Origin of the sequence: Paenibacillus sp. FSL H7-0756, from assembly GCF_038006765.1 — a bacterium.
Taxonomy (GTDB): Bacteria; Bacillota; Bacilli; order Paenibacillales; family Paenibacillaceae; genus Paenibacillus_AQ.
The window spans coordinates 1,104,411-1,128,102 of the sequence record NZ_JBBOVT010000002.1 but is presented as its reverse complement, the minus strand read 5'-3'; the positions used below and the strand labels follow the sequence as shown (position 1 = coordinate 1,128,102).

The 23,692-nt window shown below is 52.1% G+C and carries 21 protein-coding genes; 16 read left to right on the top strand and 5 right to left on the bottom strand.

The annotated features are described in order from the left end of the window. Window positions 1-7: 7 nt before the first annotated feature. The 4 genes from NST04_RS21475 (at window position 8) to NST04_RS21460 (ending at window position 4,007) form a co-directional block, all read left to right on the top strand. A complete protein-coding gene (locus NST04_RS21475) occupies window positions 8-775 on the top strand; it encodes a M15 family metallopeptidase (RefSeq protein WP_341186070.1) in 768 nt (255 codons plus the stop codon). Window positions 776-874: 99 nt separating this feature from the next. Further along, complete coding sequence (locus tag NST04_RS21470) at window positions 875-1,651, top strand: stalk domain-containing protein (RefSeq protein WP_341186069.1); 777 nt, start codon at window positions 875-877, stop codon at window positions 1,649-1,651. A 202-nt stretch (window positions 1,652-1,853) separates the two neighbouring features. Then, window positions 1,854-2,477 carry a TetR/AcrR family transcriptional regulator gene (locus tag NST04_RS21465; RefSeq protein WP_341186068.1) on the top strand — a complete coding sequence of 208 codons (624 nt, stop codon included), beginning with the start codon at window positions 1,854-1,856 and terminating at the stop codon, window positions 2,475-2,477. 42 nt (window positions 2,478-2,519) lie between these two features. Then, complete coding sequence (locus NST04_RS21460; RefSeq protein WP_341186067.1) at window positions 2,520-4,007, top strand: DHA2 family efflux MFS transporter permease subunit; 1,488 nt, start codon at window positions 2,520-2,522, stop codon at window positions 4,005-4,007. Between the two features lie 525 nt (window positions 4,008-4,532). On the opposite strand, the gene NST04_RS21455 is transcribed toward NST04_RS21460, so the two are convergent. After that, the gene (locus NST04_RS21455) at window positions 4,533-5,432 is read right to left on the bottom strand and encodes a DMT family transporter (RefSeq protein ID WP_341186066.1); all 900 of its coding nucleotides are present in this window, start codon (window positions 5,430-5,432) and stop codon (window positions 4,533-4,535) included. A 120-nt stretch (window positions 5,433-5,552) separates the two neighbouring features. On the opposite strand from NST04_RS21455, the gene NST04_RS21450 reads away from it, so the two are divergent. After that, window positions 5,553-6,434 carry a LysR family transcriptional regulator gene (locus NST04_RS21450; protein WP_341186065.1) on the top strand — a complete coding sequence of 294 codons (882 nt, stop codon included), beginning with the start codon at window positions 5,553-5,555 and terminating at the stop codon, window positions 6,432-6,434. A 71-nt stretch (window positions 6,435-6,505) separates the two neighbouring features. Here the strand turns inward: NST04_RS21450 and NST04_RS21445 are convergent, their stop codons facing one another. Then, window positions 6,506-7,819, bottom strand: coding sequence for a transcriptional regulator (locus NST04_RS21445; protein ID WP_341186064.1), 1,314 nt, complete (start codon window positions 7,817-7,819; stop codon window positions 6,506-6,508). A gap of 224 nt (window positions 7,820-8,043) precedes the next feature. Here NST04_RS21445 and NST04_RS21440 point away from each other — a divergent pair, with 224 nt between their 5' ends. The 5 genes from NST04_RS21440 (at window position 8,044) to NST04_RS21420 (ending at window position 13,695) form a co-directional block, all read left to right on the top strand. Further along, a complete protein-coding gene (locus tag NST04_RS21440) occupies window positions 8,044-9,270 on the top strand; it encodes a M20 metallopeptidase family protein (RefSeq protein WP_341186814.1) in 1,227 nt (408 codons plus the stop codon). A gap of 29 nt (window positions 9,271-9,299) precedes the next feature. Beyond that, window positions 9,300-10,139, top strand: coding sequence for an enoyl-CoA hydratase/isomerase family protein (locus tag NST04_RS21435; protein WP_341186063.1), 840 nt, complete (start codon window positions 9,300-9,302; stop codon window positions 10,137-10,139). After that, window positions 10,129-10,962, top strand: coding sequence for an enoyl-CoA hydratase/isomerase family protein (locus tag NST04_RS21430; RefSeq protein WP_341186062.1), 834 nt, complete (start codon window positions 10,129-10,131; stop codon window positions 10,960-10,962). The genes NST04_RS21435 and NST04_RS21430 overlap by 11 nt, the downstream gene beginning before the upstream one ends. 65 nt (window positions 10,963-11,027) lie before the next feature. Then, entirely contained in the window at window positions 11,028-12,236 is a 1,209-nt protein-coding gene (locus tag NST04_RS21425; RefSeq protein ID WP_341186061.1) for an L-serine ammonia-lyase, read from the top strand. Between the two features lie 298 nt (window positions 12,237-12,534). Beyond that, window positions 12,535-13,695, top strand: coding sequence for a Gfo/Idh/MocA family protein (locus NST04_RS21420; protein ID WP_341186060.1), 1,161 nt, complete (start codon window positions 12,535-12,537; stop codon window positions 13,693-13,695). Window positions 13,696-14,112: 417 nt separating this feature from the next. Here NST04_RS21420 and NST04_RS21415 read toward each other — a convergent pair whose 3' ends face one another. Beyond that, on the bottom strand, window positions 14,113-15,006 hold the full coding sequence (locus NST04_RS21415) for a helix-turn-helix domain-containing protein (protein WP_341186059.1): 894 nt from the start codon (window positions 15,004-15,006) through the stop codon (window positions 14,113-14,115). 123 nt (window positions 15,007-15,129) lie between these two features. Between NST04_RS21415 and NST04_RS21410 the strand changes: the two genes are divergently transcribed. Both NST04_RS21410 and NST04_RS21405 read left to right on the top strand, forming a co-directional pair. Next, a complete protein-coding gene (locus tag NST04_RS21410) occupies window positions 15,130-16,017 on the top strand; it encodes a sugar phosphate isomerase/epimerase family protein (protein ID WP_341186058.1) in 888 nt (295 codons plus the stop codon). Window positions 16,018-16,033: 16 nt separating this feature from the next. Continuing rightward, window positions 16,034-17,104, top strand: coding sequence for a Gfo/Idh/MocA family protein (locus tag NST04_RS21405; RefSeq protein WP_341186057.1), 1,071 nt, complete (start codon window positions 16,034-16,036; stop codon window positions 17,102-17,104). Between the two features lie 109 nt (window positions 17,105-17,213). Here NST04_RS21405 and NST04_RS21400 read toward each other — a convergent pair whose 3' ends face one another. Beyond that, window positions 17,214-19,124 carry an AraC family transcriptional regulator gene (locus NST04_RS21400; RefSeq protein ID WP_341186056.1) on the bottom strand — a complete coding sequence of 637 codons (1,911 nt, stop codon included), beginning with the start codon at window positions 19,122-19,124 and terminating at the stop codon, window positions 17,214-17,216. 196 nt (window positions 19,125-19,320) lie between these two features. Here NST04_RS21400 and NST04_RS21395 point away from each other — a divergent pair, with 196 nt between their 5' ends. Next, the gene (locus tag NST04_RS21395) at window positions 19,321-19,872 is read left to right on the top strand and encodes a class I SAM-dependent methyltransferase (protein ID WP_341186055.1); all 552 of its coding nucleotides are present in this window, start codon (window positions 19,321-19,323) and stop codon (window positions 19,870-19,872) included. A gap of 91 nt (window positions 19,873-19,963) precedes the next feature. Here NST04_RS21395 and NST04_RS21390 read toward each other — a convergent pair whose 3' ends face one another. Continuing rightward, complete coding sequence (locus tag NST04_RS21390) at window positions 19,964-20,170, bottom strand: DUF1657 domain-containing protein (RefSeq protein ID WP_341025047.1); 207 nt, start codon at window positions 20,168-20,170, stop codon at window positions 19,964-19,966. A gap of 220 nt (window positions 20,171-20,390) precedes the next feature. On the opposite strand from NST04_RS21390, the gene NST04_RS21385 reads away from it, so the two are divergent. The 3 genes from NST04_RS21385 to NST04_RS21375 all read left to right on the top strand — a co-directional run bounded on the left by NST04_RS21385 (window position 20,391) and on the right by NST04_RS21375 (window position 23,690). After that, window positions 20,391-21,251, top strand: a complete 861-nt coding sequence (locus NST04_RS21385; RefSeq protein WP_341186054.1) for a DUF421 domain-containing protein — start codon at window positions 20,391-20,393, stop codon at window positions 21,249-21,251. Between the two features lie 111 nt (window positions 21,252-21,362). After that, on the top strand, window positions 21,363-22,340 hold the full coding sequence (locus tag NST04_RS21380; protein ID WP_341186813.1) for an aldo/keto reductase: 978 nt from the start codon (window positions 21,363-21,365) through the stop codon (window positions 22,338-22,340). A gap of 372 nt (window positions 22,341-22,712) precedes the next feature. Then, complete coding sequence (locus tag NST04_RS21375; protein ID WP_341186053.1) at window positions 22,713-23,690, top strand: AAA family ATPase; 978 nt, start codon at window positions 22,713-22,715, stop codon at window positions 23,688-23,690. Window positions 23,691-23,692 lie beyond the last annotated feature (2 nt).

Below are 23,692 nucleotides of genomic sequence, written 5' to 3'. Positions count from 1 at the left end.
AAGCATTGTGAACAAGCTGCGATATACAGGCACAAGACTCGGATTACTGTTAGGTGCAATGATTGTAAGCGGGGCTGTGTTTCTAGGTGTCATGACAACAGCTACAGCAGCACCCGTAACTCCTGAGACACCGTTTACACCAAGTACAGTTGTGAAGAAAAACAATCTCCCCGGCGGTTTTGTCTATCTGGATGAGGTTATTCCCTCGGCGCAATATGAGATCCGTTATTATAGTGAGAATAATTTTACCGGCACCAGGGTGGACGGATATAAAGCACCGCTCGCGATCTTCTCGAAGACTGCCGCCGCTGCGCTGAAGAAGGTTAGCGAAGATCTGGAACAGAAGGGCTATATTCTGCGGATCTATGATGCTTACCGTCCGCAGCAAGCAGTGAACCACTTCGTGCGCTGGTCGCAGGATGCCGCCGATCTGAAGATGAAGCCGCAGTATTATCCGAAGCTGGACAAGCGGAATCTGTTCAAGCTGGGCTTCATCGCCAAGAAATCCGGGCACTCCCGGGGCAGCACGATCGACCTGACCCTGGCCCACAAAAGTACAGGCAAGCTGGTGGATATGGGCAGCCCTTATGATTTTTTCGGCGAAATCTCTTACTATAATACGACGCTCATCAGCAGCACCCAGCATGCGAACCGGAAGCTGCTGAAGGATGCGATGGTGAAGCAGGGCTTCAAGCCCTACGCCAAGGAATGGTGGCATTTCACACTAATTAAGGAGCCTTATCCGAAGCAATATTTCAACTTCAAAGTGGAGTAGGGCTGTTCCAAAGCTGTACAGAACGGTTAATGGATAATGTAAGGTTAATCTCTGAAGCATGCGTGCATAATATTGTAATACAGGAGAGGTGGGATCGATTTGTTCAAAAGAATCGCAGCCGTATTCCTTAGTGTAATGTTATTTGCAGCAGGAGCAGGTGTATTGACCAGTCATAATGTTAGTGCCGCCGGCAGCTTGAGGATTATCGTGAACGGTCAGGAATTGCAGCTAGGTGGGGCATCGGCTTATACCGACGGACCGGATGCCATGCTTCCGCTACGGGAGACGGTAGAAGCTCTCAAGTATAAGGTCACCTTCAGTGGAGCTACCGGAACATTCCTGCTGGAACGGTTCCAGGAGAGCGTACAGTTCAGACTATCCGGTCAGGAGCTTGTGCTGGACGGCAAGAACAAAGTACCGTTTACAGACGGCTTTGAGTTAAAGCAAAAAAAGGCATACGCGCCGCTGTCTTTTTTTGCAGCAATCGGGTTAGTCACTTCCTATAATCCGGCAACAGGCCAGGTTGATGTATACTCACCGGAGGTAATGGCTGGTGCCGTAGCAGGTCTGCTGGCAACCGGTAACTATCCGGCGCTGAAGGAGCGGTATTACGCCAAGGATGCAGAACCTGCTCCTCTTCCGGCGCTCCAGCAGAGCTGGGAAGGAATTAACACACCGGCGGGCAGTTACCTGGGAGTGAAATCGACCACAAGCACACAGCAGGATGGAGTAATGACGATTGTGAGCGTATTGTCATTCACCAAAGCGGAGGCCTTACTGACTCTGGAACTAGGCGCTTCCGGCAAGCTCACCAAGCTGACTCTAACACCGGTTCAGGCAGCCAGTGAAGTATTGGCCAGCCCGGCCCAACCCTAGGTTCACATAAAACATAACCTCACTCCCAAGGGAGAATTCCACGGCTTAAGTACAGCTGCAGGAATTCTCCCTTTATATTTCTGTTGACAGAATGCCGTAAAGAGAGTAATTTTAAATTCGAATTAAACAATGTTTAAATCAGTGATTAGATCAAGGATCAAGGATTAAGATTCTGTGACAGAGGAGGGCGGCAATCTTCATTATGGCCAAACCGGACGGTAAGACGGATTCAACGGATAAAGATACGAAGCAGATTATTCTGGATGCCACCGTGGACTTAATCCGTGAGGAGGGATTCCGCTGCATCACCCTGCGCAGTATCGCAGCGAGAGCAGAGACCAATCTGGCGCTGGTGAACTACTACTACGGCTCCAAGGAGAAGCTGTTCGGCGATGCGGTGAAGCAGCTTATGGCGACTTTTGACGATGCCTTTAAGGTCCTGGAGGATACATCTTTGCCGCCAAAAGAGCGCTTGAAGCTGTTCTTCACGCGGTACATTGTCAATCTCAATCGCTATCCCGGCATGGCCCGGCAGATGCTTGACCAGCGGCATCATATCATGGGCTCCCACGATGAATATGCGAAATATTCCAAGCTGATGCGGATTGAGCGGATTCTGGACGCACTTGGGGAGATTACCGGAGAACAGGACCGCGATAAGCTCATGATGATGAATATGCAGATCTACGGGGCGATTGTCTTCCCGGTGATTATGGTGAGCAGTTTCCCGAAGGAGCGTGAGGATCTTCAGCAGATCTTCAGGCTGGCCCCGCTGGAGGAACAGATTGACGGGTTGTTTGAGCTTTACTTTCACAAATATCATTAATTTCTAACAGAGAGAAGAGTGGACAAGAGAATGTCAAAACCTATGAATCCAAGTAACACCGCAGCAGCAGAGGCGCCGTTCTCGCTGAGAGCTATACTGCCATCATTGCTGGCGATTATTGTCGGCATGATCATGGTTATTCTGGACAGCACCGCGGTCAATGTGGCCGTTCCGAATCTGGTGCAATATTTCCATACGGATCTGAAGACTGTTCAATGGGCGATTACCGGCTACACGCTTGCACTCGCTGCTGTAATTCCGCTGGCCGGCTATATGACCGACCGGTTCGGGTCCAAGCAGGTATTCCTAACAACCATTGCCATGTTCGTGCTTGGCTCTGTGTTATGCTCTGTAGCTCAGACTTCGGGGCAGCTCGTCTTGTTCCGCGTCATCCAAGGTCTTGGCGGCGGCATGGTCGCTCCAATCGGGATGGCGATGGTTTTCAGACTCGCTCCGGCAGAGCGCAGAGGCTCTATCATGGGGATGCTCGGTATTCCAATGCTGCTGGCTCCGGCCCTGGGGCCGATTCTTTCGGGATGGCTGGTGGAGTATGTGAGCTGGCACTGGATTTTCCTGATTAACCTGCCAATTGGTATTGTAGGTATTATTCTGGGCCTTAAATATTTGCCGGCGACCGAGAAAAAGGGAAGAGCCCACCTCGATATCTTCGGAATCATTCTGGCTCCGCTCGCCTTCTCGATGCTGGCTTATGGCGTCAATCAGGGCGGCGGGGAGAGCTGGACTTCCACCGGGGCTATCGTAGGCTTGTCGGTTGGCGGAGCCGCGTTGATCGTCTTTGTCATTGTTGAACTGCTGCAAAAGCATCCGCTGCTGGAGCTGCGCGTCTTCCGCTCCTCGGACTTCACGCGCGGGATTATTCTGTCCTGGGTCACACAGGCTGCATTGTTCGGCTCCATGCTGTTCGTTCCGCTGTATCTTCAGCAGATCCGCAATTACACGCCACTTGAGACGGGTCTGATCCTGCTTCCCCAGGCGCTGGCTTCCGGAGTAGGGATGCCGCTGGGCGGCCGCCTGTTTGACCGGATCGGTGCGCGTCCGCTGGTATTCGTAGGTCTCAGTATTATATCGACGGCCTTGTTCCTGCTCTCAGGAGTTACAGTAGACACTAGTCTCCCTATTATTATGCTGTGTCTGGTCATGATGGGCCTCGGTATGGGTCTGTCGATGATGCCGGTCAACACCCATGTCCTGAACTCTGCGCCGCGTGAATGGGTGAACCGGGTTACCCCGCTTACCGCCGCTGCCCAGCAGGTTGTGGTATCGTTCGCTGTTGCCGGCATGACCGGTTACCTTACCAGCCAGATTACCGTGCATATGGGTAAAATGGCGGCCGGAAGCAATCCGCTTGCCGCTGCCGTGCAGGGCTTTGGGGATGTCTTCTTCCTCTCGGGCTGCATCGCTGTAGCCGGTGTGGTGCTCAGTCTGATTCTGCGCCGTCCGAAGACAGCAGGCGCCGCGCCTTCTCCTGAAGAACAGCAGACCGATGCTGCCATGATGATGGGGCATTAATCGGACACCATTGTTAAAGCACAGTATAGATACAAGTATAGTTACAAGTTATATACGCATGTTATAGACATATCAATAACGTCCCTTACTGCCCGTTGGCAGGGGGGCGTTTTTTGGTTGTTCTCAATGAATGATGCGGGGGAGGGAGTGTGTGGGCAGAATGTATGCAGAAAACTGAACATAATGTGCAGCAGCCAAGTAACCTAGGACTAACGTATGTGAAAAACTGAATACAATGCGGGGAGCGCTGGTACATGGAGCAGCACAAACATGAAGGGAGAAGAATGAGGTGCAGAAGTGCACCTGAATTCACGGGATGTGTGAGAAAGGAGCAAATGAAGAGCACTAGTGCACCAGAATAAGCGTGAAGTGGGCTAATGAAGCAAATGAAGAGCACTAGTGCACCAGAATATGCCGAACGCGATCATAAGGAGGAAATAAGGTGCACTAATGCACCAGAATTGGCGGGATGCCCCCAGTATTCGCCGGAAGTTTGGCTAAGGCTGGCTGCATCCCGTTATCGGGCTACAGATGCGCCCGCCGCTTCTTCAGCATCCTTGCCGGCGGCACAAGATGCAGCTTGCCCAGCAGCTCGGAGGCCAGAATGCCCAGCAGGACAAGGGCAGCACCGGTATAGCCCTGGAGCGAGAGCTGTTCGTGTACGAACAAGTAGCCGAAGAAGGCAGCGAATACCGGCTCCAGTGCGAAGATCAGACCGGTGCGGGTCGGTGTTGTGTACTTCTGGGCAACCGGCTGCAGGATGAACCCGCAGGCGCTGCAAAAGATCCCCAGAGCCAGAATCGCGATCCACCCCGGAAGGGTGGACGGCAGCGAGGGGGACTCGAAGATAGCGGATAGAATCAGGGCATAGCCCCCGGCGAAGCCGAGCTGCAGAATGCCGATATTCAATGAGTCGCAGGTCTTGACCGCCCGGCCCGTCACTAGAATCTGCACCGCATAGAATACTGCTGACAGAATGCAGAGGAGATCACCGGGCCGGATTTGCAGCGAGCCGTTCAGCGTGAGCAACCCGATGCCGCTGATGGCGAGAACGGCACCGAAGATCTGCGGGGGCGCGACTTTTTTTCGGAAGACCAGAACCTCCAGCACCGGAACGAACACAACAGTCAGAGCGACCAGGAAACCGGCATTAGAGGTCGTAGTGGTCTTCAGCCCGAAAGTGATGCAGGTGAATACGCCAAGCAGCAGGAAGCCGAGCAAGGCTCCGTATTTCAAGGTTTTGGCATCCACACTGCGCAGCCGTTTACGGAACAGCAGCCCCGCCAGGATAAACGCAAGCCCGAAGCGCAGTGCGATCAGATTGAATTCTCCCAGTGTACCCAGTCCCAGCTTCATGAACAGATAGGAGGAGCCCCAGAATAGTGTTACTACAATGAGCATTAGCTCGGCCTTAAGCGGCTTCATTCAGTCATCATCCTTCTTTATTTCAAGTGAATATAGTATAATACGCACGAATACATAAGGTAACTGAATGTTTATCATAGAATACATGAGAAATTGTCATGCTAAATGAGGGGGCTGGGCATGAGTCTGATTAAGTACGAGGTGTTCCTGAAAGTGGTGGAGCTGGGCAGTCTGACGCGGGCCGCAGAGGTGCTGGGCTTCACCCAATCCGGCATCAGCCACACGCTGAGTAGCCTGGAGCACGAGTTCGGCTTTCCGCTGCTGGTGCGCAGCCGGTCGGGGGTGAAGCTGACGGTGAACGGGGAACAGGTAATGCAGCCGATCCGGGAGATTCTGAACTGGAATGAGCAGCTGAAGCAGCAAGTAACGGATATCCACGGGCTGGAGACAGGGACGATTACGATCGGTACCTTCACCAGTGTCTCTGTTCATTGGTTGCCGGATATCATCAAGCAGTTCCGTGAGGAATATCCGTACATTGAGTTCAAGCTGATGGAGGGCGGGTATCTGGAGATTGAGCAGTGGATCGAGGCTGGGGTGGTCGATTGCGGCTTCCTCTCATTGCCGACAAGGGAGCGGTTCGAAGTCATTCCCTTGAAGCAGGACCGGATGCTGGCTATTCTCCCGCTGGACCATCCGCTGAGCAAGGCGCCTTATATGCCGCTGGCTCAGATCGCCTACGAGGACTTCATCATTCCGAAGCCCGGTTCGGACTATGATGTACAGCGGGTGCTGGAGAAGGCGGGCATCAAGCCGAACATCAAGTTCTCGGCCGGGGACGATTACGCCATTATTGCCATGGTGGAAAAAGGTCTGGGCATGAGCATCCTCCCGGAGCTGGTCACCCGGTTCCAGTATGAACGTGTAGCCATGCTTGAGCTGGAGGAGCGCAGTTTCCGTTCGCTTGGTATCGCGGTCAACTCGATGAAATATGCTTCACCTGCCACCCGGCGGTTCTTGCAGCATGTGCAGCACTGGTCGTCCAGCCAAGGAGCAGTTTAACTTGGTGAAAAGCGCAAAAAAGGCATGTTTCCAAATAGAAAACATGCCTTTTTGCCAAGTGAATCCGCGTATCATCCGCTTAATTTGCGCCCTTCAGGGTCGAGAAACAATAGCTCGTAGTATTTTTTTGGCCGCCCCTTACTGTTGTCCCTTTTTTCAAATACCGTTTGCACTTGTTTACTTTCCTCAATTTTGTTAAGAATTCGGTTGGCACCTTTGACGGTCATGGACAGACACTGTGCAACATCCTCAGAGGATAGCTTGTTGGTTCGCATGATTTCTGCATAGGATATGATTTTCTGCAGGTTGATGTTGTTGATACCGATTCTTTTGGCTAAAGCAATGATTTCCGGGTCTCCCTGTTCTGAGAACTGGATGACATTCATGCTCCGCATGGGGCCGGCAACCGTCTGATTCTCGTCTATGAAAAAGCTGGAACTGCCCGTATAGGCTTCCGCCTGTCTGTGAGCCTTGGTGGCATTAACATTCGCTTGATAATATTCATGCCCCGAGCCCCACCCGATCTTCACTTTGCCCTGTATGCGCTCCTCCAGATACTCCAGCAGGGAACAGTTATGAGCGTTAGAGGTGATTCGCATGAAATTTCCGTAGGTGGTGTACAGTCTGACATAGCCTTCTGAGATTTGGGCCGTGTCTGCCAGATTCACGCTGCGCAGAAAATTGCCGACCAGGACGTTCAGCTCATGAAGCTCCTCTTCGGAGGACTGCTGATCCTTTTGGACCGATAAGCACGCAACCACTGCCCTCTGGTTCTTAAGCTTGAGGATGGTAATTTCGTTGATGATTTCGCTGATGGTCTCTTTAACGCTCTCCAAAGTGGGCCGGATTAAGATATATTTGACGCCGTGCTTTTGGAGTTCTGGAACAAAGTGGCCAAAGGCCGTAATGGACAGATCGATCTTCTTCTCTTCCCACAGCGTGATATGGTTCTCCAGCATGCTCTCCACCCGCTCCAGCAGATTTCCGCTGCTAACGGGCTTTACTTCATGAGTCAGATATTGCTGGAATTCGCTGAAGGACTCGATGACATACGCATAATCCACATAGACCCGGGACATATCAAGTCCAGGTTCTGTAACCAGCAGCCGGAAAAGCTCTCTGTACAGCAGGTTCTCATCATCATGCAAAATGTGAACAGGTACCTTGTCATCCAGGCATTCCTTGTCGATGGCCTCGTAAAGCATCCTCCCGCTGATCACAAATCCATCCACCGAATCCAGGTTTTTGAGATAAATGTCCGTTGTTTCCCGGAAGTTGCTGATGGTAAGGAAGCGGAACTGGCATAGGGGCCGCATTTCTTCTTCAATGGCGCGGAAATAATCCATATGGGACTCTGGCGTGATAATACCCAGCTTGATTTTCATAATAGATTCCTTTCATGAACAGTTCAATCAAAAGAGTTATATCACAATAAATGTGATATTACAATGTTCCGGCAGCCCTTGAAATAATGTTCTTAAAAAGTCTAAAAATATCTTGACAGCGAATGAAAATGCCAGTACGATGAAACTGTTCTTAAAAAGTCCTAAAACATAAAGGGGGTAAGATTTATTCTAACTAAACGTTCATTTAATTTATGTTGCGGGAGATGTTCATTGTGAGTGAAGAAGCTGAAGACTTAATGAGTATGGCTCATCAGCTGCAGGACAAAATGGTCACGTACAGGCATCATCTTCATGCGGTTCCGGAGCTTGATCTAAGTTTAGCTAAGACTACTGCATACGTAAAAGAGGCATTGGAATCGATGGGGCTGAAGCCCACTCTCGTCGGGGAATCAGGGCTAACCGTTACCATTGGCGGACAGCATGAAGGGAAGGTAGTTCTGATCCGTGCGGATATGGACGCTTTGCCCATTTCAGAGGAAACGGAGCTCTCTTACGCGTCGTTGAACGGAAACATGCACGCCTGTGGGCATGACATGCACACTTCCATGCTGCTCGGAGCTGCGGAGATCCTGAAGGCTAACGAAGCTGAGCTTCGCGGGACGGTTAAGCTTATGTTCCAGCCGGGTGAGGAGACGCTGCACGGGGCAAAGATGATGCTGGAGAATGGGATTCTGGACAATCCCAAGGTGGATGCAGCCATGATGCTCCATGTGTTGACCGGAATGCCGCTACCTCTCGGACAATTTGTAGTGCCTGAGGAAGGCGGAGCGATATCTGCTTCTTCGGATTGGTTCGAAATCATCATCCGGGGGAGGGGCTCACATGGCGCTATGCCTGAGGCCGCAGTGGACCCTTTGAATGTGGCTGCTCATCTCCATCTGGCACTGCAAGGAATCCTTAGCCGGGAAATCTCGCCGATTGAACATGCAGTCCTTACCATTGGCGTGATGGAGGGCGGAACTACGAACAACGTGATTCCCGATACGGCCAGATTGAAAGGCAGTGTACGTACATTTAACACCGCATTGCGGGATAAAATGGAGACCCGTATCCGTGAAATTACCGCAGGGATCGGAGAAACTTTTCAGGCAAAAATGGAAGTGATCTATACACGTGGTTGTCCTGAAGTGAAAACGGATGGCGGACTTAATGAGCAAATGAGGGCTTCGATTGCAAATACCTTTGGCGACGGCTCCTATATTGGTATAACTGAGCTGGTACCCGGCGGGAAATTAATGGGCTCAGAAGATTTCGCATTTGTCTCTCAGGCGGTGCCAAGTACCACAGTGTTTCTTAACGCAGGCAATGCCGAAGAAGGTTATAGTTACCCTGTACACCATCCTAAGACGATGTTCGCGGATGAGGTGCTTCATAGAGGGGCTGCGGCTTATGCAGCTTTTGCCAGAGATTGGCTTGAAAGTAACAGTTAAGCTTAAAACCAAACTTAGGAGGAATTACAATGACAGAGAGACGTATGATTGGACCCACCAAATTCGAAGAGTATTCCGAGAAATACAAGGAATTCCTGTTAATGACCCGCCGTGACGGAATCCTTGAAGTGCGTCTGCACACTGATGGAGGTTCATACAAGCACAATTGGGAAGCTCATACCGCCTGGTCTCATGCCTGGTCAGATATTGGCCGTGACCCTGAGAACGAAGTCATGATTATTACGGGAACCGGGGATAAATGGCTGATTGGCGACCCTGAGGTCTGGAATACGAAATTCATGGACTGGCCGAAGCAAAAGAAGCTCGAACAGTATCATGAATCACTGAGACTGCTTGAGAATCTGATCTTCTGCATTGACATCCCGACCATCGGGGCGGTTAACGGACCGGGAACGCACTGCGAACTCGCAACGCTTTGTGATATTACCATTTGTACGGAAGACGCTGACTTTTTCGATCCGCATTATCTGGGAGGCACGCCTCCGGGAGATGGAATGTTGCTCACACTGCAGAACATGATCGGTTTCAAAAAAGCAGCCTACTACGCCTACACCGGCAAGAATATCAATGGACAGACCGCCTTGGACCTGGGCATAGTCAGTGAAGTTCTGCCCCGCGAAAAGCTTCTTCCACGCGCTTGGGAGCTCGCGGAGATGATCATGCAGGCACCGCGTTCAACGAGACATCTGTCTCACTCCATCATCTCCCGTCCATGGAAGCAGGCCCTGGTCGCCGATCAAGGATTCCAGCTGGCCCACCAGATGTACGACATGGCCATAGATGAAGAAGGAGCGCTGGAGCGGCTGAAGAAAATGCAAGGACGCCTGATGGGCAACGATGTTCAATAGAGAGATGACTGGACCTACTAGGCTCGAAGAATACTCTGAGAAGTACAAGGACTTATTCCTCATGACCCGCCGTGACGGTATTCTCGAAATGCGGTTGCACACTCACGGGGGACCTTTACAATTCGACTGGCCGGTCCAAGCCGCATATGGTCAGGTATGGTCAGATATTGGCCGTGATCCTGAGAATGAAGTCATGATTCTCACAGGGACTGGAGAGTTGTGGCAGACCGGCAATCCTGAAGTCTGGACCACCAAATTCATGGATTGGCCGAATCGCCGGAAGCTAGAGATGTATCATGAATCACTTAGAATGATTGAAAATATGGTTCATTGCCTGGACATCCCCACGATTGGGGCGATCAATGGCACAGGCGCACACTGGCAATTGGGAACGCTTTGTGATATTACCCTTTGTACGGAAGCCACAGCGTTCTTCGATGCCCATTATCTGGGCGGTGTACCGCCCGGAGATGGAATCGTTCTGGCACTTCAAAGGATTGTGGGAACCAAGAAAGCGGCATACTATGCATACACGGGCTTGAATATTAATGCTCAAGAGGCATTAGAGCTCGGTTTGGTCAGTGAGGTGCTGCCTCATGATCAGCTTCTTCCACGGGCATGGGAGCTGGCAGAAATGATCATGCAGGCACCCCGCTCTACGAGACATCTTACTCATTCGATTGTGTCACACCCGTGGAAACAAGCTTTTGCGGAGGATCAAGGTCTTCAGCTTACCCACCAATTGGTTGATATGGCTATGGATGAAGAGGGGATTCATGAGCGGCTGATGAAGCTCAAGGAACGTTTTCAGAGAAATGGGTAATAAGCCTGATCAAGCCGCAGGAGGAAATCTTAAGCCAAAGACAACTTAGAAGGGATGAGGGTGCTATGAGATCGTTGACTGAGCTATTTAGGATTGGCAGTGGACCGTCCAGCTCCCATACCATGGGGCCGGAGAAAGCGGCCAGCATCTTCAAGTCGGAAAATGAAGACGCAGACCAGTTCAAGGCACTGATCTATGGTTCTCTTGCCAAAACAGGCAAAGGCCATATGACGGACAAGGCCATTATTCGCGCATTGTCACCCGCTTCAGCGGAGGTTGAATTTGTTCCACAGCCTGACTTTGATCTGCCTCATCCCAATACAATGGATTTGTTTGCTTACAAAGACGGTCAGCAAACAGCCTCCATGCGTGTTGCCAGTATCGGCGGCGGGGAGATCGTGATTGATGGGCGGGAGGAGACGCGGGGACCTGATGTCTATCCGGAGAACAGTTTTGCCGAGATCAGTGCCTATTGTAAAGCGAATCATATCCGCCTAAGCGATTACGTTGAGCAGCGTGAAGGCACACTGATCTGGGAGTTCCTCCAAGGCATCTGGGAAGCGATGAAGCGGTCGATCGACGAAGGGCTGTCTGTCACAGGCATTCTGGAGGGTGGTCTGAATGTCGAACGCAAGGCGAAATATCTGTATCATCAGGGGACTGAGGATGAGAGCCCGGAGACTCGGGAAAATCGGATCGTCAGCGCGTACGCTTTTGCCGTCAATGAACAGAATGCGGCCGCCGGTACAGTCGTAACGGCTCCAACCTGTGGGGCCTGCGGTGTTGTGCCCGCCTCGCTCCGTTATATGCAGGAGAAGCTGCAGGTCCCGGACGAACGAATTCTCCGGGCGCTGGCCGTCGGCGGGCTCATCGGTAATCTGGTCAAGCAGAACGCCTCCATCAGCGGTGCTCAGTGCGGCTGCCAGGCGGAGGTGGGCACGGCTTGCTCTATGGCAGCGGCTGCACTGGCTGAACTGTCCGGGATGGAGATTGACCAGATTGAGTATGCGGCGGAGGTGGCGATGGAGCACCACTTGGGGTTAACCTGTGATCCGATTAACGGACTGGTTCAGATCCCTTGCATTGAACGGAATGCGGTCGGTGCGATGCGGGCGATTAATGCGCAGAGTCTGGCCAAGTTCTTGTCCGGTACCCGTAAAATATCCTTTGATCTGGTTGTACAGACCATGTATGAGACAGGCCTCGATATGAACAGCAGGTACCGTGAAACTTCTGAAGGCGGGCTCGCTAAGTTCTACAACATGGGCAGTTAAATGAAAATGATACCGCTATAGATGAGGAACGTCCCTGGCTGCCGTTTGGCAGAGGGGGCGTTTTTTTGTTTTTTAGGAAATTATGATTTTTATCTAATTTGCTCCGCAGCACGTAACATTGTAGAGAAATCCTGCAAATGGTGCAACAATGTACCTTAGCCCGTTCTGCAAAATGTGCAACAATACGGTTGTAAGGCAGATCTAGCTGTCCGGCAAGAAGGGATTTGACTTAAGCGCAGCCTGAATGAGAAAATGTATGCGTGTACATCGAGTAGTCTATTCAGTGAGGAGGCACCAAATGAAACAGCTACGCATTGGAATGATAGGTTATAAATTCATGGGCAAGGCCCACAGCAACGCTTACCGCAGTCTGCCCATGTTCTTTCCCAAGGCAGTTAAGCCGCAAATGTCGGTCATCTGCGGACGTAATGAGGGAGCGGTACAAGAAGCGGCAGCACAGCTTGGCTGGTCGGAGAGCGTGACGGACTGGAAAGACCTGATCGCACGCAGCGATATTGATCTGGTCGATATTAATGCGCCAAGCAATGCCCATAAAGAGATTGCCCTGGCGGCTGCGGCAGCAGGCAAGCATATCTTCTGCGAGAAGCCGCTGGCCCTGAATTTGGAGGATTCCCGCGAGATGCTTGCGGCTGCCGAAAAGGCTGGAATAGCGCATATGATTGGCTTCAACTACCGTTTCTCCCCGGCGGTACGGCTGGCGAAGCGGCTGATTGAGAGCGGCCGGCTGGGCACCATCTATCATTTCCGCGCGTGGTTCCTGCAAGACTGGATTCTCGACCCGGAATTCCCGCTGGTCTGGCGTCTCCAGAAGGAGGTTGCCGGTTCGGGATCGCATGGGGATCTCGGGGCGCATCTGATTGATCTGGCTCATTTCCTCGTAGGGGATGTGGAGGAGGTAATCGGGATGAGCGAGACCTTCGTCAAGGAGCGTCCGCTGGCAACGGAGATGACCGGGCTTAGTGCCAAGGCTGGCAAGGATGCACCGCGCGGTCCGGTAACCGTGGACGATGCGACCTTGTTCCTGGCCCGCTTTGCGAACGGCGCACTGGGCAGCTTCGAGGCAACGCGGTTTGCCGCCGGACACCGTTCGACTAACTCCTTCGAGATCAATGGCAGTCTCGGCAGTGTGAAGTTTGATTTTGAACGGATGAATGAGCTGGAGGTCTACCTGACCTCGGATGACGAGGATGTGCAGGGCTTCCGCCGGGTACTGGCCACCGATCCGTCCCATGACTATGCGGAAGCGTGGTGGCCGCCGGGCCACACCATCGGGTTCGAGCATACCTTCATTCATGAGATGCTGGAGCTGTCGAATGCCATTGAGGAAGGTCGCCAGCCGGAGCCGAACTTCAACGACGGTGTGAAATGCCAGGCGGTGCTGGAAGCCGTGGACCGTTCCATAGAGCAGCGGCGCTGGGTTCCGATATCTGAGATGTAAGCTGAAGACAGAGAAACACCGCCGGGGGTTTAGTGGCCGGCGGTGTTTTTTGGGCTGCCAGGGGGAAATGGGCGTGTTAGCAGGATGTGTTCGAAAAACCGATCACAATTGGACTGTGCGCGGCGGGCGGGCCAAATGTAGTCGGAAAACCTACCACAATTGGACTGTGCGCGGCGGGCGGACGAAATGTAGTCGAAAAACCGATCACAATTGGACTGTGCGCGGCGGGCGGACGAAATGTAGTCGAAAAACCGATCACAATTGGACTGTGCGCGGCGTGCGGACGAAATGTAGTTGAAAAACCGACCACAATTGGACTGTGCGCGGCGGGCGGTCCAAATGTAGTCGGAAAACCGACCACAATTGGACCGTGCGCGCCACGTAAGCCTGATGGTCGGCCGGAGTGCCCACTTGGATTTACTCTTGTTTCCGTGCCTGGGAAGGGGTCAGACCCTTGTACTGCTTGTACAGCTTGGTGAAGTAATTCGGATTGTCACAGCCGACCCGGCCTGAAATCTCGGTAATGGTCAGGTCCGTCTCCAGCAGAAGCCGCTGCGCCTCATCCATTCTGCAGAAATTCACATAATCGATGAACGTCCGTCCGGTGAGCTTCTTAAAGGTTTTGCAGAAATGAAAAGGGTTCAAATTTACGAACCTGGCAGCGGCCTCAATCGACATCTTCTGATCTGCGTGGTTCTCCAGGTGTTCGAGCAGCGGCTTGAAGCGCTCCCGGTGGACGCCGCCCCGTTCCCCCTGCTCCCGCTCGCTGCGCTGCCGGGCCGGGAAGGCCCGGGACATCAGGGTGAAGAACAGGTGCAGCTGATTCTTCACCACGAGCTGAAAAGCCGGCTGCTTGGCCTCCACTTCGGCAATCACCCGCTCCAGCAAATGATAATACGCGGCGCATTCAGGCTGCTGGGCGGCAGGCATAACAGGGAATTGATTCAGATTATTAAGGTATGGAGCTACGAATTGCTCATGCTGGGAATCCTGGTTCCTGTCCTTGAACAGCGAGGCATGGAACACAATTGAGACATACGACAGGTCACCGCTACACTGGCTATAGCCGACATGAAGCCCGCCGGACGGCACCATCAGGACATCCCCCGGCCCGGCTTCATAAGGCTTGCTGTCCACATGAAAAATGGCCTGACCTTCGCGCATAATGATGATCTCGAAATGCTCATGCCAGTGCAGAAACAGGATGTTCTGTTCAGGAGATACCTCCCGGCAGTTGTTGAAGAACAGACGGAACGGATACGTTTTCTCTTCCAGCCTTGGATATTCCTTAAGTTCCTTCGGATAGGTCATCTTTATTCAACTCCCGCAAGATTCAGCTAGTTTAGCACAAGATAAGTAGAGATTTTGCCCAAAATGAGCGATATACTAGGAATGTTGCATTAACTATAAACCAATATTGGAGTGGCATACAAGATGCAGGATACATTAAGAATCGGAACACTGGTTGGAGGCGGGGATGCGGTCAGAGTTATTCCGCAGATTATAGGGCATGGATTCGAATCCTTCAGCTTAACCTTTTGGCAGACTACAGGAACTACTGATTTGGCAGAAACCGCGGCACGGGTGCGTGAACTGGCTGCGGAGCATGATTTCACGATTTCTTCCGTCGGCATATTCGGGAATCCGCTTACAGGGACAGGTGACAATTCAGATACGGTTGCCAGCTGGGAACGGCTGATCGACCATGCCCACTTGTTCGGGACGGATCTGGTCTCCGGCTTCACTGGACGTCTGCCCGGCGTATCTATAGATGAGTCGATTCCGAAGTTCGCGGAGGTGTTCGGTGAGCTGTCGAAGCGGGCGGCGGAGCGCGGGGTCAAGATCGCTTTTGAGAATTGCTCGATGGATGGGAACTGGCGGGCAGGGGACTGGAATATTGCTCATAACCCTACTGCCTGGGAGAAAATGTTCAACGCGGTGAATGCCGATAATCTCGGCCTGGAATGGGAGCCCTGCCACCAGATGGTGCAGCTGATTGACCCGATCCCGCAGCTGCGCAAATGGACGGACAAGATCTTCCACGTCCACGGCAAGGACGCAACCATCGCCTGGGATATTATCAAGGAATACGGAATCCACGGACCTAAGCCTTATGTGTGGCACCGGACGCCGGGCTTCGGGGATACCAACTGGACAGATGTGATCTCGATTCTCCGTCAAGCCGGATACAAGGGCACGATTGATATTGAAGGCTGGCATGACCCTGTCTATCGTGACGATCTGGAGATGACCGGTCAGGTCCATGCACTGAATTATCTCAAAACCTGCCGGGGCGGCAGCTTCATCCCGAACCCGGTGTAACTTGGAGGAGAGAGTGATGACAGCAGGACATCGTGTGGTTGTGGCGGGCTGCGGGGCTATGGCTAATGAATGGATCAGCTATGCTCTGAAGCATGCTGATGGAATAGAGATTGTAGCGCTCGTGGATATCCGGCGGGAGTCCGCTCTGGCCATGGCAGAGAAGCACGGGCTAACTTGCCCTGTATTTACTGATGTGGAACAGGCAATTGCTGATACAGCGGCTAATCTGGTATTCGATGTGACGGTGCCCGCCAGCCATTACAATATTGCCAGCAGCGCGCTTGAGGCCGGTTGCCATGTGTTCGCGGAGAAGCCGCTGGCGGAGACGATGGAGCAGTGCAACTCGATCGTCAGCATTGCTGAACGTACCGGCAGAAGCCATGCGGTGATGCAGAACCGCCGGTATGATCCGCGCATCCGCTCATTGCGGGAGCTGATAACGTCAGGGGTGATAGGGCGGACAGGCTCTATCAGCGCGAATTTCTTCCTGGCTCCGCATTTCGGCGGTTTCCGGGATGCGATGGACAGCCCGCTGCTGCTGGATATGGCGATCCACACTTTCGATCAGGCCCGCTATATCAGCGGCGCTGATCCGGTAAGCGTGTATTGCCAGGAGTTTAATCCGCCGGGGTCGTGGTATGCGGGGAATGCGGCGGCGGTCTGTATTTTTGAAATGTCAGACGGCTCCGTGTTCTGCTATCAAGGTTCCTGGTGTGCGGAAGGCGCGCCTACCTCCTGGGAAGCTTCATGGCGGGTGCAGGGTGAAAAGGGAGCTGCGATCTGGGATGGACGGGATCTGCCGTATGCCGAGGTGATTAGTGCCGGGAGTGAACACTCCGGCCAGTTCCTCCATGAATATGGGCGGCTGGAAGCGCCGGAGGTACAGATGGAGGAGACCTTCCACCAGGGCTGCCTCGATGAAATGTTCCGTTCGCTGGCCGAAGGTCGTCCGGCCGAGACAGATTGCCGCGATAACCGCTACAGTATGGCCATGGTGCTGGGGGCTCTGGAGAGTGCGCGGACAGGCCGCAAGCTGAGCATTGCCGAATTCATAGAGGGCGCTGAGCTGACGGGGAGGAAGGCGTAGGGGATTTTAGCACGGGAAGCAAAATGGAATGCAAAAAAGCATGGGGAAAGCCCCATGCTTTTTCTTTTACCGCCGTCTTCACAGATCACTAATCTGCTTGTTGGTCTAATTATTTATCCGTCCCCAATAACAAATTCACAACCGTATCCAGTTGCTGCTCCAAAGAATAGGGGTCCTCCATGACAAATTCATCATGATAATGATCCCCGTATAAAAATACTTTGCCATTCTTCACGGCAGGTACACTTTTCCATATATCACTTTCCATTGCTTGGTTTGTAATCTCAGCATCGCCATTATATACAAAGATATAATCTCCTAAATATTCAGGCAGCACCTCAAGGGAGATCGATTCGAACCCCTCTTTCATATGTAAGGCACTTTCTGTTGGCGGCAGCTGCAGCATTTCGTAAATAGTGGAGGAACCGTAATTTCCGCCCGTTGCTGCTAACACATATACTGTTTTTTCGGCAAATTGAACGATGGATACGGTCTCCCCTTCTTTCATGACGTTAGATACCTTTGACCTTGCATCAATAACCTTCTGTTCGTATTCCGCAATCCAATCCTCTGCCTGCTGTTCTTTTCCGAATATCGAGGCTACTCTTCTGAATTTATCAAGCGGACCAGCTGTTGACAGCTCTTCCCAGTATGGCAGAAAAACAGTGGTGCCGATCTTCTCATATGGGTCAATGTAATCTTCAATCGAACCGATAATGAGGTCTGGCTCCAGCATGGTCAATTTCTCCAGATTCATCGGGAATTCCCCCAGATCTTCGATTCTTTCGAGTGTTTCTTGGGGAATCTCCGCCTTGTCCATCCAGCCTTCGTCGAGCATGAACGTTCTTGCACCGACAGGGACAATGCCCAGTTTCAATAAATGACCCATATATTGGTCTGCCGCCACTTTTACCGGCTCTGCGGGTACTTCAATGTCTCCTCTTGGTGTGGCTACGATCCTTGTCTTAGAACTTTCTAGCGAGGCAGCCGGAGTTGCCTGATTTACGTTATTGTTCCCGTTGGAGCAAGCACTGAGCAGGAGGGAGCCGCACAGCAGGATAGCAGCCATGGCCACTGATCTGGTCGGTTTTGATGTAAACATATGTATGTCCCCTTTATCTGTATTCTGATAATGATTATCATTATTAATATACAGATCCGCACGAGGTTCAGAAATAGAGGATATGGGGAAGTTTAATGGACTTTCAGCAACTTTGTGCTGCTGCAGCTCCCTATTTCTATGATGAGCAGGGGCTACACCCTTTCGTTTTTTATAAATTCTGCTGAAATAATACACGTCTTTATACCCGACGCTTGCCGCAATCTCCCCGACAGAAGCATTAGTTGTCATTAGAAGCTCTGATGCAAGGTCAAGCCGGTAGCGGATTAAGTAATCTATCGGACTGATGCCGGTATGCTCCTTAAATAAGGATGACAGGTGATAAGCACTGAAATTGAACACTTCCGCAAGTGAATCTAAGGTAATAGGCGCCGCATAATTCTCACGGATATAAGTGATTATCTGCACTGCAATCGAAGTTATTTTGACCTCGGTCTCATGCTCTTGCAGGCGGAGTTCCTGTAACGTCAGATGAACGAACTGGTAAAAAAGTGCTTTTACCTGAAGACGCTCTTCCGGCTGATCCCATTTCTGATGCATCTGCTGAATTTTGTTATACAGTGAAAGAGGAGCCTCAGGCCTAAAACAATACAGCTCTTGAAAAGGATTCGCTTCATGAAGCAAGGATTTGTAATAAATAATATAGTAAATAAATTTGCCGTTTACGGGAACGATGCTTAGGGTTGCCCCTTCGCCGCAATGCAAAAGTTGAAATCCTGTACAAGCAAACTCAGCCTGGTCTGCCTGAACTTGTGCGCTTCCTTGTACCGATAGCAAAAATAGATTGGCAGGTATTATAAATGGAGGAAGAACTTCGCCTTGCGCTAACTCCTTCTGCCGGATATTTAGCAGCGTAATTGCAGCCTGATCCCAAAGTAATAATTGATTGCTGATGTGCATGATGCGTTATTCCCCTCTATTATCTGTCTACAACTCATTTTAAATGATAACTATTATCAATGACAGTCTGATTAATACATGCGTAATTGAAAGTCACATCACTCCATATCCTCCTCACATCGCTGCATTCCAGATCTGTGTAATGAAGCTTAGAATAAATACCAGATAGTGGATGTAACGAACAAGGGGGATCGCGATGGTTGAGCAGTTAAAAGTTGTAATTGGCAGCGGTGGAAGCCGGCATAACCAGGGATGGCTGCATACGGAGGAGAGGGAGCTTAATCTTTTGCAAGAAGAACAGTGGGCCGTCAGGTTCAAGAAGAGCTCCATACAAGCCATCCTTGCGGAGCATGTCTGGGAGCATCTGACGTATGAGGAGGGGATACGGGCGGCAAGTATCTGCTATCCTTATCTGGCACCTGGCGGGTATATCCGCTGTGCTGTGCCGGACGGGTATTTTCCAGATGAAGCTTATCAGATGATTGTGCAGGTCGGGGGACCGGGTCCCCTGGATCATCCGGCTGCATCCCACCGTATTGTACATACTTACACTACACTTCGCAGCATGTTCATAGCCGCCGGATATGAGGTAAGACTGCTGGAATATTGCGATGAATCCGGGCAGTTTCATTATCACCACTGGGATGAGGGTGGAGGATTTATCTACCGTTCCAGGCGCTTTGACCACCGTAACACAGAGGGAAGGTTAGGTTTTGTCTCGCTGATTGTGGATGCCGTTAAGCGATAACACATAACATCTCCTCCTGACAAAAAGGCTGATCCCCGCAGCACAATTCGCTACGTTAAGATCAGCCTGTTCTTCATTCTATCCGTCCGGGCTAGAAGCCCCGGTACTGCGGTTCTTCCTTTTCCAGCTCGGTTACGCGTCCTTCCACCTGCTGGACAATCTGCTGAGTCTGCTCGGCCGCTTGGGTGAACAGAGTCTTGGCTTCCTCATTCTGTGTCTCCATGGCGAATTGCTCCAGACTGGCCTGGGCGCTCTTCAGCGAAGCTACGCAGGTCTTGACTTGTGAGGCGACAGTCATCAGGCTTTCCCTCCTCCATATTATAGAAATGGATCATCATCCACGGATTCTAGTATCTGCATTCCCGCAGCTCATATTCTGGAAAAATACTCCAGACTCATGAGACATATAACCAACCCGCACAAATCTTATGGTTAATTCCCCCCTGGTTTGACAAATACTGAAGCAGAATGCCTGAGCACACAGAGCATGAAATATCACAACACAGGGGGTTATTCGAATGCCTGAAGCGCTGGAGGTTGTCCTGCGGACCTTGTTTGCAGTGGTCGTAATGTTTTTTCTAACCAAGATACTCGGTAAACGGCAGGTTTCGCAGCTGTCTTTTTTTGAATATATTACGGGAATTACGGTGGGGAGCTTGGCGGCTTATATCTCGCTGGACACGGATAAGACTTGGCATCTGGGCCTGATTGCCTTAGGCGTGTGGGTTGCCTGCTCGCTGGGAATCGAATATCTGCAGATTAAGAGCAAGAAGGCCCGGGATTTCATTGACTTCAAATCGACGGTGCTGATTAAGGACGGCAAGATTCTGGAGAATAATATGAAAAAAGAGCGTCTGAGCGTCGATGAGCTGCTGGAGGAATTGCGCAAAAAGGATGTCTTCAAGGTGGCCGATGTGGAATTTGCGATTATGGAGTCGGATGGTGCGATTAACGTGCTTTTGACCAAGGAGAATCAGCCCTTCACCCCCAAGGATCTGGGAATAAAGGTCGCCCCGGAGAAGGAGACGCTCGCTGTGATTATGGATGGTGAGATTCTGGACGAGCCTCTGGATACGCTGAATCTGTCCCGGAAGTGGCTGCAGACCGAGCTGGAAAAGCTGAATCTGACCGTGAAGGATGTCTTCCTCGGCCAGGTGGACTCTTACGGTGAGCTTACCGTGGATCTCTATGCCGACAATGTGAAGGTGCCGCAGCCGCAGGATAAACCGCAGCTCTATGCGCTGCTGAAGAAATGCGAAGCCGATCTGGAGCTGTTCGGCCTGTCTACGAAGAATAAGGCGGCGAAGCAGATGTACGGAAATTGTTCAGAGCAATTGCAGGAGCTGCTGCAGAAGCTGAAGCCTTTTATCCAGAACTAACAGCCATTGTCCTAAGAGGCATCGGGAAGATTTTCCATTCGGGCGCTGTAGAGGTATACTATAATCGATTTCATAGGATCTACTTCTACTACAAGGAGGATGCTGCCGATTATGGACTATGTGAAGCTGGGAACGACCGGACTGGATGTATCACGGATCTGCCTGGGGTGTATGAGCTATGGGGTGCCGGAGCGCGGGAGTCATCCCTGGTCGCTGAATGAGCAGGAGAGCCGGCCGTTTATCCGCAAAGCGCTGGAGCTGGGGGTTAATTTCTTCGACACGGCTAATATCTATTCGGATGGGACCAGTGAAGAGATTGTCGGACGGGCCCTCAAGGAGTTCGCCTCCCGTGACGAGATTGTGCTGGCTACCAAGGTGCATGGCCGCATGCGTTCCGGCCCCAATGGCGGAGGACTGTCGCGCAAAGCCATCCTGAGCGAAATTGATCACAGCCTGAAGCGGCTGGGCACAGATTATGTGGACCTGTATCAGATTCACCGCTGGGACCCGTCCAGGCCGGTTGAGGAGACGATGGAAGCCCTGCATGATGTGGTAAAAGCGGGCAAAGCCCGCTACATCGGCGCTTCCTCCATGCCTGCATGGCAATTCCTTAAGGCACTGCATACCGCAGAGCGTCATGGATGGACCCGGTTCGTGTCGATGCAGAACTATGTGAACCTGCTGTACCGGGAGGAGGAGCGGGAGATGCTGCCGCTGTGTGAAGCGGAAGGGATCGGTGTCATTCCGTGGAGTCCGCTGGCCCGCGGCCGCCTGACCCGGGACTGGCAGGAGACGAGCACCCGCTCGGAGAGTGATCAGTTCGGCAAGCTGCTGTATTCACAGACGGAGGAAGCGGACCGGCTGGTGGCCCTGCGGCTGAAGGAGATTGCGGAGCAGCGGGGAATTCCCCGCGCACAGGTGGCACTGGCCTGGGTGCTACAGAAGAAGCCTGTTGCAGCGCCGATTGTCGGAGCAACCCGGATGAGCCATCTGGAGGATGCCGCCGCAGCGGTATCGGTTATCCTCACCGATGAGGAAATCCGCCGGCTTGAGGAGCCGTATGTGCCTCATCCGGTGATGGGCTTTTAGCACAGGTATTATATGATAATTTGAGTTGTTGAGTTGAACAGGAGCCGGATGACGGCTCCTTATTTGTGCGTTCTATATAAGGTGAACTAAAAAAAATAACAAAAAAGTAAAAGAAGCGGAGGGGAAATTTGGAACTGGAAGAGCGGCAGCGTCCGCCTTTGTCAACCGATTTCAACCGCGAAGAGCGGATAAAATCAAAGAAATCGGGTGACAACAGCGGCTGGAAGTCCAAATGTTCACCGCAGTGACGACCATGCTTCAGGTTCAAAGCCTCAGTGAGTCTTATATAGCTATTATATAATGTAGACGCTTTCTGGTATGATTAGCTTATATGTACATACCTTTTTTTGGAATAGGATGGTGTTATTATTCATGAATCTTCAAGAAGCAACCGCTCTAATTGGATCGATCCGAAGTAATCTGGCGCAAGTTATTGTCGGCAAAGAGGGCGGCGTGAACCTGCTGCTGACCGCCTTGCTGGCGAATGGTCATGTGCTGCTGGAGGATGTTCCCGGCACCGGAAAGACGCTGCTCGCCAAAACACTGGCCCGTTCCCTGGACTGCACGTTCAAGCGGATTCAGTTCACGCCCGACCTGCTGCCGTCCGACTTAAGCGGCATCAATTACTATAATCAGAAGACCGGCGAATTTCAATTCCGCCCCGGGCCGGTATTTGCCAGCATTCTGCTTGCGGATGAGATTAACCGGGCCACGCCGCGCACCCAGTCCAGCCTGCTGGAGTGTATGGAGGAGCGGCAGATTACGATAGACGGAGTGACGCATGAGCTGGAGCGGCCGTTCCTGGTTATTGCTACGCAGAATCCGGTGGACAGCCAAGGGACCTTTCCGCTGCCTGAAGCGCAGCTGGACCGGTTCCTGATGCGGATTACCAGCGGGTATCCGACATTTGAGGAAGGGATACATATCCTCCGGAGATTCCGCCAAAATAACCCGCTGGAGGATACCGTTGCGGTGGCCACAGCCCGGCAGATTCAGGATATTCAACGCCTGGCTGCGGAGGTTGCCGTCAGTGACGAGCTGCTCGCTTATATGATGCGCGTGGTTGAGGCCACCCGTACCTCCCCGGCGGTCCGGCTGGGGGCAAGCCCCCGGGCTGCCTTCGCCCTGCTGCGCGCCTCGCAGGGGTATGCACTGATCCAGGGCAGAAGCTACTGTATCCCGGATGATATCAAAGAGGTTGCGGTTCCCGTGCTGGCACACCGGCTGATTCTTCAGCGTGGTCCCGGAGTCCGTGAAGGCCAGTCGGCAGAGGTAGTGCTTCAGGTGCTGCGTGAAATCGAGGTGCCTGCTGAGCCTGCGGTCCTGTCCAGAGGCGGAAGGGTGGAGTGATC

What these genes read in the sequence shown, in the direction of transcription:
- NST04_RS21445 (WP_341186064.1), bottom strand. Translation starts at nt 7,819, where the DNA reads ATGAAAATCAAGCTGGGTATTATCACGCCAGAGTCCCATATGGATTAT.
- NST04_RS21405 (WP_341186057.1), top strand. Translation starts at nt 16,034, where the DNA reads ATGACAGCAGGACATCGTGTGGTTGTGGCGGGCTGCGGGGCTATGGCT.
- NST04_RS21460 (WP_341186067.1), top strand. Translation starts at nt 2,520, where the DNA reads ATGAATCCAAGTAACACCGCAGCAGCAGAGGCGCCGTTCTCGCTGAGA.
- NST04_RS21395 (WP_341186055.1), top strand. Translation starts at nt 19,321, where the DNA reads ATGGTTGAGCAGTTAAAAGTTGTAATTGGCAGCGGTGGAAGCCGGCAT.
- NST04_RS21425 (WP_341186061.1), top strand. Translation starts at nt 11,028, where the DNA reads ATGAGATCGTTGACTGAGCTATTTAGGATTGGCAGTGGACCGTCCAGC.
- NST04_RS21420 (WP_341186060.1), top strand. Translation starts at nt 12,535, where the DNA reads ATGAAACAGCTACGCATTGGAATGATAGGTTATAAATTCATGGGCAAG.
- NST04_RS21375 (WP_341186053.1), top strand. Translation starts at nt 22,713, where the DNA reads ATGAATCTTCAAGAAGCAACCGCTCTAATTGGATCGATCCGAAGTAAT.
- NST04_RS21465 (WP_341186068.1), top strand. Translation starts at nt 1,854, where the DNA reads ATGGCCAAACCGGACGGTAAGACGGATTCAACGGATAAAGATACGAAG.
- NST04_RS21385 (WP_341186054.1), top strand. Translation starts at nt 20,391, where the DNA reads ATGCCTGAAGCGCTGGAGGTTGTCCTGCGGACCTTGTTTGCAGTGGTC.
- NST04_RS21380 (WP_341186813.1), top strand. Translation starts at nt 21,363, where the DNA reads ATGGACTATGTGAAGCTGGGAACGACCGGACTGGATGTATCACGGATC.
- NST04_RS21435 (WP_341186063.1), top strand. Translation starts at nt 9,300, where the DNA reads ATGACAGAGAGACGTATGATTGGACCCACCAAATTCGAAGAGTATTCC.
- NST04_RS21410 (WP_341186058.1), top strand. Translation starts at nt 15,130, where the DNA reads ATGCAGGATACATTAAGAATCGGAACACTGGTTGGAGGCGGGGATGCG.
- NST04_RS21390 (WP_341025047.1), bottom strand. Translation starts at nt 20,170, where the DNA reads ATGACTGTCGCCTCACAAGTCAAGACCTGCGTAGCTTCGCTGAAGAGC.
- NST04_RS21455 (WP_341186066.1), bottom strand. Translation starts at nt 5,432, where the DNA reads ATGAAGCCGCTTAAGGCCGAGCTAATGCTCATTGTAGTAACACTATTC.
- NST04_RS21450 (WP_341186065.1), top strand. Translation starts at nt 5,553, where the DNA reads ATGAGTCTGATTAAGTACGAGGTGTTCCTGAAAGTGGTGGAGCTGGGC.
- NST04_RS21400 (WP_341186056.1), bottom strand. Translation starts at nt 19,124, where the DNA reads ATGCACATCAGCAATCAATTATTACTTTGGGATCAGGCTGCAATTACG.
- NST04_RS21415 (WP_341186059.1), bottom strand. Translation starts at nt 15,006, where the DNA reads ATGACCTATCCGAAGGAACTTAAGGAATATCCAAGGCTGGAAGAGAAA.
- NST04_RS21440 (WP_341186814.1), top strand. Translation starts at nt 8,044, where the DNA reads ATGTTCATTGTGAGTGAAGAAGCTGAAGACTTAATGAGTATGGCTCAT.
- NST04_RS21430 (WP_341186062.1), top strand. Translation starts at nt 10,129, where the DNA reads ATGTTCAATAGAGAGATGACTGGACCTACTAGGCTCGAAGAATACTCT.